This is a genomic window from Alteromonas sp. ABV4_515 (assembly GCF_056160345.1).
This window is the reverse complement of sequence record NZ_JBSWWZ010000001.1, coordinates 201017-213094: the sequence shown is the minus strand read 5'-3', so window position 1 is coordinate 213094 and position 12078 is coordinate 201017. Positions and strand designations below refer to the sequence as shown.

The window sequence follows — 12078 nt, the reverse complement described above, 5'->3', positions numbered from 1 at the left end:
GTTGTAAGTGCCACGCTTATGGTTGCGTGGCTTTATATGAAGGCGTAGGCGTCACCGAAGAGTTTATCGGTAGTCAGGCCACATTCGGCGAAATCGTCTCTGGCGACTTTGGCCATTTCGAAACGCCCTGCAATATAAACCTGTTTGTTGGATAAATCGGTGTGGTCTGTCATCACAGCTTTGTGAACCCAACCGGTTTTACCCTGCCAGCCTTCTTCTGGAAATTCTACTACCGGAGCAAATGTGAAGTTCGGGTGCTTAGCGGCTAATGCTGTTAGTTCATCGAATAGATAGAGATCTGACTGATTACGACCGCCCCAGTACAAGGTGACATTTGCGTCAGGGGTGTCTTTCAGGGCTTGTTGCAGAATTGACCAGGTGTAAGAGAAGCCGGTACCACCCGCAATCAGAATGATGTCGGAGCCGTCGGATTGCAGATTTGCTTCACCGTGACCGCCGCTCAGCGTGATTTCACCTTCGCTACGCATTCTATCGAGCACTTCGGTGGCATACGCATTTTTCTCATCGGCACCAATGTGCAGTTCTATTCGACCGTTGTCAAAAGCCGGATTGGCAATGGAAAACGGGCGCTTATCTTTCTCGCCCATGTGCACCATGATGTACTGACCGGCTTTAAAATCCACCGGTTGTGCAGGCGTTAACTCAACTTTATAAACGGCCTCAGTTAACGGCGAGATGGCCGTAACCTTACATTGAAATTCCGACATATTTTCCTATCACTATGGTTTGAATGTGTTGTGAGCGGGCGAAGCGGCGGAGGAGCCTGTGTGAAATTAAAACTCTCCGCAGCATGGATGCTGCGGTGAAGCGCCCAGGGATGGGTTTACCGCGTGTTTTAATTTCACACAGGCTTCGACAGCCAATCCTTCGCCCAGTCGCTCCACGTAATTTAGTCCATAATACCAAGACTGTCCCAGATGTCATCCACACGCTTTTTCACATTTTCGTCCATTACGATGGGGACACCCCATTCGCGATCCGTTTCACCTGGCATTTTGTTGGTGGCATCCATACCCATTTTTGAGCCCAGGCCAGACACCGGTGAGGCGAAATCCAGATAATCAATGGGCGTATTCTCGATAAGAACCGTGTCGCGGGCGGGGTCCATACGGGTAGTAATGGCCCAGATGACATCTTCCCAGTTACGGGCATCCACATCATCATCGCACACAATAACGAACTTGGTGTACATAAATTGTCGCAGGAACGACCATACACCCATCATGACCCGCTTAGCATGACCCGGATATTGCTTCTTCATGGTGACCACGGCCATGCGGTAAGAGCATCCTTCAGGGGGTAGATAGAAGTCGACGATTTCCGGGAACTGCTTCTGCAGAATGGGCACAAAAACTTCATTCAATGCTACGCCCAATACGGCGGGTTCATCCGGTGGACGGCCTGTGTAAGTGGAGTGGTAGATGGGCTTTTGGCGATGGGTAATGTGGGTAACGGTAAATACCGGGAAGGTATCTACTTCGTTGTAGTAACCGGTATGGTCGCCATAAGGACCTTCCGGTGCCACTTCGTCCTGTGCAATGTAACCTTCAAGTACAATTTCGGCACTGGCAGGCACTTGCAATTCATTGCTGATGGATTTCACCACCTCGGTTTTGCTGCCGCGTAGCAAACCCGCGAAAGCGTATTCAGACAGCGTATCGGGAACGGGCGTTACGGCACCCAGAATGGTTGCTGGGTCAGCACCTAAAGCCACTGATACCGGATAGGGTTCGCCGGGGTGCGTCTGGCACCACTCACGGAAATCCAGTGCGCCACCACGGTGTGACAGCCAGCGCATAATCACTTTGTTTTTAGCGATGACCTGCTGACGATAAATACCCAGGTTCTGACGTTTCTTATGCGGGCCTTTCGTTACCGTTAGTCCCCAGGTGATCAGCGGTGCTGCATCGCCAGGCCAGCAGCGTTGAATAGGCAGTTTAGATAAATCCACGTCATCGCCAGTCAGCACTACTTCCTGGCAGGGGGCTTTTTTCAGCTCTTTAGCCGGCATGTTCAGAACTTGTTTGAACACAGGCAGCTTTTCCCAAAGATCTTTGAGGCCTTTCGGTGGCTCAGGCTCTTTCAGATATGCCAGTAATTTACCCACTTCCCGCAATGCTTCGACCGAGTTCTGGCCCATGCCCATAGCTACCCGCTCTGGCGTGCCAAACAAATTAAGCAGTACTGGTGTGTCGTAGCCCTTGGGGTTTTCGAACAGCAGTGCCGGACCTTTGGCCCGCAATGTACGGTCGGCAATTTCCGTCATTTCCAGATTCGGATCGACTTCCTGCGTTATTCTTTTAAGTTGGCCTTTGGCTTCAAGTTGCGCCAGGAAATCTCGCAGATCTTTGTATTTCATCTTGTCCGTGCTTCTCGCATCCTGAGGAATATGGCTGAAGTATACCATTTTAACTGACCGTCGGTTTAATGAGATTTTGTTCTCTCTCATAAACTTAATGGTTCGCTTCTTGTCTACCTACATAGTGCACTGTGCACAATTTTGACCTAAATTAATCTGGACAGCGAATGCAAATGGTAGTGTTATGGCAGTTGCCTACATTACTGTTCGCCAAAGTGCGGATTAACAACAATATCAATCAGGAGAATGTGATGGGTTTAATAGATCAGGACATGATCGATGAGTTAAATCTTCTTCTTAAGTTTCCGGCATCCAGCCTGATGCAGGGGCTTAAGATTCATCATGATGCCAGCCAGTCCGTAGTGCATGCAGCAGAACGGCTTTACTCCAAAGGCGTTATTACTCAGCCCGACGGTGGTTATCTCACCGACTTGGGAGTAGACCTCGCTGAGCACGCCCGCCATGTGCAGTCAGCACTTTCAATGAAACTGAACTAAGCTTAATTATCGCTCTGTCTGCAACTCGGTCAGAGCGAACATTGCTGAATATTTGATCTTCAGATTCAGGCTGGTTGGCCGATACTGAGAGTAGGCCGGTGTGTACCGGCACGCAATGTCGGTTTTCAATCAGGATTAGTTTCAGGTTTTTGTCATGATAAAACGCGCCTCTACACTTCTTGTTATTGTTTTTTCCTCGCTGGTTAGCGTTTCACTACAGGCCCAAGAACTGAAAGCAGTTCAACTGTACTCGCAGGATGAACTCATAACTATGATTAATCAGAATACGCATTTAGAGCGAATAGTGGCTGATCGCTGCCAGTTGAATCAGGATATCGAAGCCCATGCCGAGGTGTTAAAAGAACCCGCTTATCAATTTTTGTGGGGAGATATGCTGGCTTGGGGCGTGTGTGTTGATGCTGATCCGGTTCGTGGCATCGGGTTTATGCGAGATGCCTCTGAACAAGGTCTACCGGCGGCACTTGAACAGCTTGGTCGTTATTACTCCAAAGGCACATTAGTGCAGGAAGACAAGCCTCGCGCAGTCATGTACTTGCGGGAAGCGTCGGCATTGGGCAATTTAAAAGCGCAGTTACAATTGGCGCAGCTATTCGTTGATGGTTACGGCAGCCCCTACGATTATGAAGATACTTATCATTGGCTCTATAACGCCATAACCGACGACAAAAAAATCCACCAGCAGATAGCCGGCTACCTTGCTGCGTTGGAAAAGCTGATGCACCCTAAAGCGGTGCGGGCCGCGCGACGCCCGTTGCAGAGCTAAGGTTCTACTTTTCAGCAGCACTACTTATTAAAAAGCGCTAAGCGGTTTCGATTAACCCCTTTACCGATTCCAGTGTGTCGGCTTCAGCCGCGGGTTTGTCCCAACGAATACGGTGAATGCGGGGAAAGCGCATGGCGACGCCTGATTTGTGCCTGCTGGACGGATGCACCGCATCGAAAGCGACTTCCACCACCAGTTCTTTTTTCACTTCCCGCACGGGGCCGAAACGCCCCACTGCATTACGGCGAACCCAGTTATCCAGCTTTTTCAGTTCTTCATCGGTGAAGCCGGAATAGGCTTTGCCCACTGGAAGCAGGGTATCGCCTTCCCAAGTGCCAAAGGTAAAGTCTGAATAAAAGCTGGAGCGCTTGCCGTGACCACGCTGGGCGTACATCACCACTGCATCAATCAACAGTGGATCTCGCTTCCATTTATACCACAGCCCTTTTGGACGCCCCGGTATATAGGTGCTGTCTTTACGTTTCAGCATTAAGCCTTCAATGGCGGTATCTTCGGTGACTTGCTGATGCAGTTTTTCCAGTTCAGCTACATCACTCACACTGTAGGTGGGGGATAAATGCAGGCGCTCTCCCGGATGCTTTTCAATGTACTCAGCCAAGCGCTGACGGCGTTCTGTTAACGGTAAGTCCATCAGTGATTCGCCATCAAGTTCTAACAAGTCGTAAGCCATTACCGATACCGGTAGTGACTGCATGAGTTTTGCTGAGGTTTTTTTCTTGTTTAATCGTTGCTGCAATTGATTGAAGGTATCGACCTTATCGCCGTGCATCACTAATAATTCGCCATCGAGCACCAGGTTATGGTCGATGGTGTCCAGTAGGTCTGGAAACGAGCCACTGATATCGTCACCGGTGCGACTGAACAGGGCTTTACCCGCTGGGGCTGATACCAGTTGCACGCGGATACCGTCGAACTTGGGTTCAATCTGCCATTCGCTCGCGGCAAGTTTTTCCCGTGTGTCATCATCGATAGGGTGGGAAAGCATCACCGGATGAAAGGTAACCCGGTCAGAAATGTCCGGCTTTGGCCCTTTGTTTTCCAACCAGCTCAACAGTTCGGTGTAAGGTGGCTCTACGCCATGCCAGAGGGCTTCAATTTCTTCTATGGGCACTTCACCATAGTTGGCAAGGATTTGCTTAATGCTGCGTGCAGAGACCCCAATACGTAATCCCCGTGTGCCCAGTTTTATCAGCGCCCAGCGCTGAGAGGCTGTCATGTTATCGAGTAAGGCAACCAGCAGTGGTTTCACCTCAGTGCGCTTCGCATTGCGAAAAGTCTCCACCACTTCATTCAGGCCGGGCAGTTCAACATCACCCGAAGGCTGAGTTTCCGGCTGCCACAGGTGCGCCACGGTTTCGCTCATTTCACCCACGTAGTCGTAACTCATGGCGAACAGGTTTTCGTCGATGCGTTCAAGCATCAAATTCTTTATGGTATTGCGCTTAAAAAAATCGAATTTAAGTTCACCGGCGATGGCCGCGATTGCCCAGCCTCTGTCTGGATCTGGCGTGGTAGCAATGTAATGGGAAATCAGCGCGGCTTTGGCGTTGGTGCCGCTGGTAAAATAAAGCTGTTCCAATAAATCACTGAATGCTTCCATCAGCCGGTTTCCTCATCGTCATCGTAGCCGACCATGGAAAGCGCTTTGGCTTCAAATCCCATCAGGTTGGCCTGATACACCAATGCATCCTCGCGGCCGTGAGTCACCCACACTTCTTTTGGTGAAACTTCTTCGATGGTTTGTAGTAGCTCAGGCCAGTCACAGTGGTCAGAAATAATCAGTGGTAGCTCAACCTGGCGTTGCCGGGCGCGGGCACGAATTTGCATCCAGCCTGATGCCATCACGGTGCGCACATTGGGCAGGGAGCGAGACCAGCGATCAGCCAGTGCTGAGGGCGGGGCTAAAACAATTTCACCGGCCAGAGATGCTTTGTCTGCCACATCGTTAACCAGGAGCAGTTCGCCCAGCTCAATGCCGTATTGTTGGTACAAATCACACAGTTTTTGCAATGCCCCATGCAGGTAAATCGGCTTGCTGTAACCGGCTTCCCGCAAACCAATTATCACCCGTTGGCATTTACCTAGCGCATAGGTGCCCACCAAGTGACAACGATCTGAAAAAACAGCTAGTGAGGTAAGCAATTTATCGATTTCATGGCTCAACGGCGGATGGGTAAATACGGGTAAGCCGAATGTGGCTTCGGTGATAAACACGTCGCAGGGCACTACTTCAAACGGTGGGCAGGTGGGGTCGTGACGGCGTTTATAGTCGCCGGAAATGACCAGTCGTGCGCCCCGATATTCCAGTAGAACTTGCGTTGAACCAAGAATATGACCGGCAGGGTAAAGTGTCATGGTAACGGGGTCGGTAGCGTCGCCAAGTGTTACCGGTGAACCCATTCGTAATGCGGTGGTTTGCTCCGCCATCTCCTCACCGTAGCGGGTTTTCATGATCGCCAAGGTTTCTGCAGACGCGAAAACATGCTGGTGGCCTGCCCTTGCGTGGTCAGCATGACCATGGGTAACAACGGCACTGTCTACCGGCAGCATCGGGTCGATATAGAGCTTCGCAGGATGACAATATAATCCCGCCTCTTCTACCGATATCCAGTCTTGTGGGTGCAAAGGTCACTCCGGGTTTTCTGTGTGAAAATACTTCTACGGCAGGGAATGATAAACGGATGGTTGGATAAGTGTTCTGATGAACCTGGGTGAGTTAAATATAATTAACGTAATGCATTACATCGATAACTGATAATCCCTCGTCCGGCTTCATGCGTAAACAGTCACAAAATGGAGATTTATGGCAAAAAGACTTCCCCCTCCTTTCTACCAGTGGCTAAGAAGCAAAGGCTGGCAACTGCGCGACTATCAGCGTCAGATGCTGTCGGCGGTTGCTCAGAACAACGCTACTTTATTAATTGCGCCTACCGGGGCGGGTAAAACCCTTTCCGGCTTTCTGCCCAGCCTCGCCGACTTATATCGCCATCCCGTAGAAGGTCTACATACGCTTTATATCTCGCCACTTAAGGCACTGACCAACGACATACAGCGCAACCTTACTGATCCTGTTGAAGCCATGGGCCTGCCGGTGACCATTGAATCCCGCACCGGTGACACGCCATCGCACAAACGTCAGCGCCAGCGACGTAAGCCGCCGAATATATTGCTAACAACGCCTGAATCGCTGATGTTGTTACTGTCTTATGCCGACGCGCCAAAGATATTCGGTAACCTTAAAACGGTGATTTTAGATGAAGTACACAGTTTGGTTGCTAACAAGCGCGGCGATTTTACTTCTTTGGCACTGGCGCGATTGCAGAGTTTGGCGCCAGATATGCACCGGGTAGGCTTGTCTGCAACGGTAGCGCAACCTGAGGTTATTGCAGGATGGCTCGGCCGTACTGGCGAGCCTGCTGAGGTGATTCAGGTGCCGCAAACCGTGAAGCCTGATATTACACTGTTGGATTCGCGGCATCGCATGCCGTTTGGTGGATTCATGGCACGCTATGCCATGGAAGAGGTATACGAAGCGGTGATGCAAGCCGATACCGCGCTGGTGTTTGTGAATACCCGGGCTCAGGCAGAATTGGTGTTTCAGATGCTGTGGGAGGAAAACAAAGAAGGTTTACCTATCGCCCTGTATCACGGTTCATTATCGAAAGAGCAACGGCGGAAAACGGAAAGCCTGATGAGTCAAGGCGTGCTTAGGGCCATTGTTAGTACTTCTGCGTTGGAGTTAGGCATTGACTGGGGCGACGTGGATCTGGTTATTCAGATTGGTGCGCCAAAAGGTGTGAGCCGATTGTTACAGCGTATTGGCCGGGCAAACCACCGACTGGATGAACCCAGTAAAGCATTGTTGGTGCCAGCTAACCGTTTCGAAGCGGTGGAGTGTCGCGCGGCGATGAATGCGATTGCTGCCGGTGAATTGGATGGTGAGCCACTGCTCCCAGGGGCGATGGATATCTTGCCGCAATTTATACTCAATTGCGCCTGCAGTAAGCCTTCTTCTGCGGAAGAGATTTATCAGCAGGTACTTGATGCTGCACCTTATCAAAGTGTGAGTGAAGAGGAGTTTACTAAGCTCTGGCAGTTCACGGTTGATGGCGGCTATGCATTGCGCGCTTACGAGCGCTATCAGCGGATGGAGCAAAACGAAGATGGCTTGTTTAGCCCTGCGTCAAAGCGCGTTATCCAGCGTCACCGACAGAACATAGGCACCATTGTTGAAGCTGGACGCCTGAAAGTAAAACGCATCCGCCGGGGCAACCAGGGCAAAATCATCGGCGAGGTGGAAGAATACTTCGCCCAGCAGTTGGTGCCCGGCGACACTTTTATGTTTGCTGGTGAAATTCTTAAATTTGAAGCCATTCGAGACATGCAGTTGCACGCTAAACCCACCAAAGGCGGCGAGCCTAAAATACCCAACTACGCCGGTGGTCAGATGCCCATGTCTACCTTTCTGGCGGAAGGCGTCAGGCACATTCTGGATAAACCGGAAAGCTGGAAAACGCTGCCCGGCCAGGTGCAGGAATGGCTGGAGTTGCAACAAGCATTCTCGGCACTACCCGATATGAACCGTGTGCTTATTGAGCAGTTTCCCCATCGCAAAGCCAATTACTTGTTGTTTTATACCTTCGAGGGCCGCAAGGCTAATCAGACGCTGGGTATGCTGATTACCCGGCGCATGGAGAAGATGCGTCTTAAACCGCTGAGTTTTTCTGTGACCGACTATGGTTTATCTGTTTGCCTGCTTGAGAAGGTCGATGAAGGTAAGCTCCGGAAACTGTTCCAGCCCGATATTCTGGGTGATGAGTTGGAAGACTGGATGCTTCAAGCGCCCATGCTGAAGCGTTCATTCCGACAGGTAGCTGTGGTAAGCGGACTCACCGAACAGCATTACCACAGCAGCCACAAAACAATGAAGCAGGTGACCTTTTCTACCGATTTAATTTATGACACTTTGCGGGAGCACGAGCCAGACCATATTCTTCTGGCAGTGACCCGGGCTGATGCAGAACGTGAGTTGCTAGATTTGCGTCGCCTTGCTGACATGCTCATCCGGTTCGATGATAAAATGCACTTCATGGATTTGGAGAAGGTGTCGCCCATGGCAATCCCAATCGTACTGGATGTGCGCAGCGAGCAGGTGAAAGGTGCTGGCGCTCACGCCATTATTGAGCAGGCGAGTTTATATCAGGAAGCTGAAGACATGATGGCTGATATCAGAGCATTGCTGAGCGGTAACTAAGCAATGGCAATTACTGATACCTGGCTACATGGTGAAGTTGCGGCGAACCGGGTTTTACCCGTTAAGTTCGCAGGGCAGCTCTTCCTGCTGGATGCGCGGGGCGTACTTTACTGCCCGCAACGAGACGCGTTGGTGGTGTCTGATTTACACCTTGAAAAAGGCAGTTTTCTTAGCCGATTTGCTAATCCGTTGCCACAACTCGATACCCGCTCAACACTACTGCGATTACAGTGCATTATTGCCGATTATTCGCCCCGGCAGTTGATCTGTCTGGGCGACAGCTTCCACGATGCAGATGGCTTCTATCGGATGCCGGAAGAGGAGCAAGGGTTGCTGTCTGTGTTGGTATCGCAATGCGAAAAATGGGTGTGGTTATTAGGCAATCATGATCCCGCAATTCCTGAGCAGGCTGGCGGCCACAGTGCACTACATCTCGAATGGGATGGTGTGGTGCTTTCTCACGAGCCAGAGGCGGGGAAGGCATTTCAAGTAGTGGGGCATTACCACCCGAAAGTCAGAAAAACCGTCTCCCGAAAACGATTCTCTGGAAAATGTTTCGTGCACAACGCCCGTGTCTTTGTCATGCCCGCTTTTGGTCAGTATACCGGTGGATTGGATATCGAAACTGAATCTATGAGGGCGCTATTTGAAGGCAAGGCTATGGAAACATTTTTATTGTTCGAAGGCGGCATCTACAAAGTGTGAACCGGCCGTTGGTACAGTAGCTCTGCGGCCCTTAAATTGGCTATGGTTGCGGAAGATATCAAGCTTTCGGAATGCGCCATGCACACCCACCGACATTGTCCCTATTGTGATGAACCTACCGTATGTATGAAAAAGTTAGCAAACGATGGTGAAACCCTTTGCCGTCACTGTTACCAAAGGATTCGGGTTAACCCGTTGATGAAATACAGTGTGCCGCCCCTTATGGTGGTGTGCACATTTCTGCTTTTTCAATTCAAGATAATGATTGCGGGAACAGTGCTGTTTTTTCCTACTATTATCATGATTGCGGGATGGAATATTATTGCAGTTCGTTGGTTTGTGCTGTCGACCATTGCCGATAATGATTTTCCGCCGCCAGCGAAAGCACCAAAATCACGCTCTCTGGCTGGCACCAGAGAGCAAGCTGCTGGAGATTAGTCTCTCCAGCGTTTGGTCAAATCTTCATAAGCGTCAATACGGCGGTCACGGAAGTATGGCCAGATGCGCTTCACTTTTTCCGTTCTTTCCATATCCAGCTCAACAGATAAGGTTTCTTCTTTATCGGCGGAAGCGTGCGCCAGTACTTCACCCTGAGGACCAGCAATAAAGCTTTGCCCCCAGAACTGAATGCCCGGATCACCGTCAATCGGTGAAGCTTCAAAGCCGGTTCGGTTTGCCACAATCACTGGCACCGAGTTGGCAACGGCGTGGGCACGCTGAATGGTATGCCATGCGCCGTGCTGTCGGCTGCGCTCTTCTTCGGTATCCGTCATATCCCAGCCGATAGCAGTGGGGTAGAACAGTAAGTCAGCACCGGCCATAGCCATTAAGCGGGCAGCTTCTGGATACCATTGATCCCAGCATACCAGCACGCCAAGTTTACCTACGCTGGTTTGAATTGGTGTAAAGCCCATGTCGCCAGGGGTAAAGTAGAATTTCTCGTAGAATCCAGGATCATCTGGAATGTGCATCTTGCGGTATTTACCGGCAATTTCACGGCTACGGTCAAAAACCACAGCTGTATTGTGGTACAAACCTGAACCGCGCTTTTCAAATAACGATGTCACCAGCACGATGTTGTGCTTTTCTGCCAGTTCGCCAAAAAAGTCGGTTGCCGGGCCGGGGATCGGCTCCGCCAAATCGAAGGCGTTGGTATCTTCTTCCTGACAAAAATACAATGTGGAATGCAGCTCTTGCAGCAAAATACATTCACAGCCTTCTGCTGCCAGCTTGGCTACCTGCTCGGCGCTTTTATTCCAATTCGTTGCTTTGTCATTGTCGGCAACAGATTGTTGTACCAGGCCGACTTTAAGAGTTTTCTTAGTCATAAACAGTGACTCCTTGTTTGAGTTGGGCCAGGACTGATGGCGTTAATGTGTTTGTCGGTACTTGCATAGAAATACAGTGCAAGCTACCGAACTGACGAACCAGAGTCGCACAGTTTATTGGAACCACGTTGTGTCGGGGAAACGCGGCTTCAGTAACCGCAATGGCGGCATCATCTTCCGGCTGACCATATACCGGCAACAATACTGCATTATTACAAATCAGAAAGTTAGCGTAAGACGCTGGCAAACGCTCATTGTCGTCGTTAAACATTTCTGGCAGCGGCAGACAGTATTGCTGGTGGTCAGGAAATGCAGCTGCACACTCTTCGCATAGTGCTTTTAAGCCTTCGAAGTGGGTGTCATCAGGACGATTATCGGCAGCTTGAATAACCAGGCCATGATCGGGTGTGAAACGAACCAGCGTGTCTACGTGGCCATCAGTGTCGTCACCTTCAAGGTGGCCTTGATGGAAAACGGTGAAACTACTGCAATCGAGCATGCGGGTAAACTCGGCGTCGTAATCGGCCAGCGTGATATCGCCATTACGTTTTGGATTCAGTAAACACTGAGCGGTAGACATTAAACGGCCTTGTGCATCAATTTCCAGCGCACCGCCCTCGGCGACAATCTTACTGGTGAGCAGTGGCAACTGACACATCGGTGCCAGATAACGCTGATTCACTTGGTTATCGCTGGTCGCGTTGAATTTCTGGCCCCAGCCATTGAATTGAAATTCTACTGGTTGACCTTTCATATCTTCGTTTTCAGATACCTTGCGCGTAAGAAACGCATAGTCGCGGGCCCAGGTATCGTTGTATTCTGCCGGAATGATGAGCACCCGGGCATCTGCGGCCAGGCGCGCTTGAACATTGGCAACATCATCGGCGCGACATAACAATAATACGCCAGCGGATGCGGCATTGATTTGTTCAATCACGGTTAAATAGGTTTCGCGTGTTTCCTCCAGCCACGGAGCCCAGTCAGTTTTATCGTGGGGCCAGGCGAGAATAACAGCGTCGACGGCTTCCCACTCAGGAATTAGTGGAGAAGTGCTTTTCATGATGTTGCTTCCAGTTAGTCAGTTAAATAACGGGCGCAAGTATACCCTT

11 protein-coding genes are annotated in these 12078 nt (G+C 50.5%); 5 read left to right on the top strand and 6 right to left on the bottom strand.

Annotated features, from left to right (window positions below; genetic code table 11):
• Nucleotides 1-32: 32 nt before the first annotated feature.
• Together fre and ubiD are read right to left on the bottom strand one after the other, a co-directional pair.
• Nucleotides 33-728, bottom strand: a complete 696-nt coding sequence (gene fre / locus ACXAGX_RS00880; RefSeq protein ID WP_474835999.1) for an NAD(P)H-flavin reductase — start codon at nucleotides 726-728, stop codon at nucleotides 33-35.
• A 182-nt stretch (nucleotides 729-910) separates the two neighbouring features.
• Entirely contained in the window at nucleotides 911-2380 is a 1470-nt protein-coding gene (gene ubiD, locus ACXAGX_RS00875; protein WP_474836805.1) for a 4-hydroxy-3-polyprenylbenzoate decarboxylase, read from the bottom strand.
• Between the two features lie 251 nt (nucleotides 2381-2631).
• On the opposite strand from ubiD, the gene ACXAGX_RS00870 reads away from it, so the two are divergent.
• Together ACXAGX_RS00870 and ACXAGX_RS00865 are read left to right on the top strand one after the other, a co-directional pair.
• Complete coding sequence (locus ACXAGX_RS00870; RefSeq protein ID WP_070123212.1) at nucleotides 2632-2877, top strand: TIGR02647 family protein; 246 nt, start codon at nucleotides 2632-2634, stop codon at nucleotides 2875-2877.
• Nucleotides 2878-3031: 154 nt separating this feature from the next.
• The gene (locus tag ACXAGX_RS00865) at nucleotides 3032-3661 is read left to right on the top strand and encodes a tetratricopeptide repeat protein (RefSeq protein WP_474835997.1); all 630 of its coding nucleotides are present in this window, start codon (nucleotides 3032-3034) and stop codon (nucleotides 3659-3661) included.
• A 37-nt stretch (nucleotides 3662-3698) separates the two neighbouring features.
• Here ACXAGX_RS00865 and ACXAGX_RS00860 read toward each other — a convergent pair whose 3' ends face one another.
• Together ACXAGX_RS00860 and ACXAGX_RS00855 are read right to left on the bottom strand one after the other, a co-directional pair.
• The gene (locus ACXAGX_RS00860; protein WP_474835995.1) at nucleotides 3699-5282 is read right to left on the bottom strand and encodes a cisplatin damage response ATP-dependent DNA ligase; all 1584 of its coding nucleotides are present in this window, start codon (nucleotides 5280-5282) and stop codon (nucleotides 3699-3701) included.
• Nucleotides 5282-6307 carry a ligase-associated DNA damage response exonuclease gene (locus ACXAGX_RS00855; protein ID WP_474835993.1) on the bottom strand — a complete coding sequence of 342 codons (1026 nt, stop codon included), beginning with the start codon at nucleotides 6305-6307 and terminating at the stop codon, nucleotides 5282-5284. Before ACXAGX_RS00855 ends, ACXAGX_RS00860 begins: the two co-directional genes overlap by 1 nt.
• A 178-nt stretch (nucleotides 6308-6485) precedes the next feature.
• On the opposite strand from ACXAGX_RS00855, the gene ACXAGX_RS00850 reads away from it, so the two are divergent.
• The 3 genes from ACXAGX_RS00850 (at nucleotide 6486) to ACXAGX_RS00840 (ending at nucleotide 10079) form a co-directional block, all read left to right on the top strand.
• Nucleotides 6486-8936 carry a ligase-associated DNA damage response DEXH box helicase gene (locus ACXAGX_RS00850; RefSeq protein ID WP_474835991.1) on the top strand — a complete coding sequence of 817 codons (2451 nt, stop codon included), beginning with the start codon at nucleotides 6486-6488 and terminating at the stop codon, nucleotides 8934-8936.
• Between the two features lie 3 nt (nucleotides 8937-8939).
• Nucleotides 8940-9641, top strand: a complete 702-nt coding sequence (gene pdeM / locus ACXAGX_RS00845; protein WP_474835989.1) for a ligase-associated DNA damage response endonuclease PdeM — start codon at nucleotides 8940-8942, stop codon at nucleotides 9639-9641.
• Between the two features lie 126 nt (nucleotides 9642-9767).
• Complete coding sequence (locus ACXAGX_RS00840) at nucleotides 9768-10079, top strand: hypothetical protein (RefSeq protein ID WP_474835988.1); 312 nt, start codon at nucleotides 9768-9770, stop codon at nucleotides 10077-10079.
• Here the strand turns inward: ACXAGX_RS00840 and ACXAGX_RS00835 are convergent.
• Nucleotides 10076-10969, bottom strand: coding sequence for a carbon-nitrogen hydrolase (locus tag ACXAGX_RS00835; protein WP_070123185.1), 894 nt, complete (start codon nucleotides 10967-10969; stop codon nucleotides 10076-10078). The genes ACXAGX_RS00840 and ACXAGX_RS00835 overlap by 4 nt on opposite strands.
• Entirely contained in the window at nucleotides 10962-12029 is a 1068-nt protein-coding gene (locus tag ACXAGX_RS00830) for an agmatine deiminase family protein (protein ID WP_474821925.1), read from the bottom strand. Before ACXAGX_RS00830 ends, ACXAGX_RS00835 begins: the two co-directional genes overlap by 8 nt.
• Between the last annotated feature and the right edge of the window lie 49 nt (nucleotides 12030-12078).

What these genes read in the sequence shown, in the direction of transcription:
- pdeM (WP_474835989.1), top strand. Translation starts at nt 8,940, where the DNA reads ATGGCAATTACTGATACCTGGCTACATGGTGAAGTTGCGGCGAACCGG.
- ACXAGX_RS00830 (WP_474821925.1), bottom strand. Translation starts at nt 12,029, where the DNA reads ATGAAAAGCACTTCTCCACTAATTCCTGAGTGGGAAGCCGTCGACGCT.
- ACXAGX_RS00835 (WP_070123185.1), bottom strand. Translation starts at nt 10,969, where the DNA reads ATGACTAAGAAAACTCTTAAAGTCGGCCTGGTACAACAATCTGTTGCC.
- ACXAGX_RS00840 (WP_474835988.1), top strand. Translation starts at nt 9,768, where the DNA reads ATGAAAAAGTTAGCAAACGATGGTGAAACCCTTTGCCGTCACTGTTAC.
- ACXAGX_RS00850 (WP_474835991.1), top strand. Translation starts at nt 6,486, where the DNA reads ATGGCAAAAAGACTTCCCCCTCCTTTCTACCAGTGGCTAAGAAGCAAA.
- ACXAGX_RS00870 (WP_070123212.1), top strand. Translation starts at nt 2,632, where the DNA reads ATGGGTTTAATAGATCAGGACATGATCGATGAGTTAAATCTTCTTCTT.
- ACXAGX_RS00860 (WP_474835995.1), bottom strand. Translation starts at nt 5,282, where the DNA reads ATGGAAGCATTCAGTGATTTATTGGAACAGCTTTATTTTACCAGCGGC.
- ubiD (WP_474836805.1), bottom strand. Translation starts at nt 2,380, where the DNA reads ATGAAATACAAAGATCTGCGAGATTTCCTGGCGCAACTTGAAGCCAAA.
- ACXAGX_RS00865 (WP_474835997.1), top strand. Translation starts at nt 3,032, where the DNA reads ATGATAAAACGCGCCTCTACACTTCTTGTTATTGTTTTTTCCTCGCTG.
- fre (WP_474835999.1), bottom strand. Translation starts at nt 728, where the DNA reads ATGTCGGAATTTCAATGTAAGGTTACGGCCATCTCGCCGTTAACTGAG.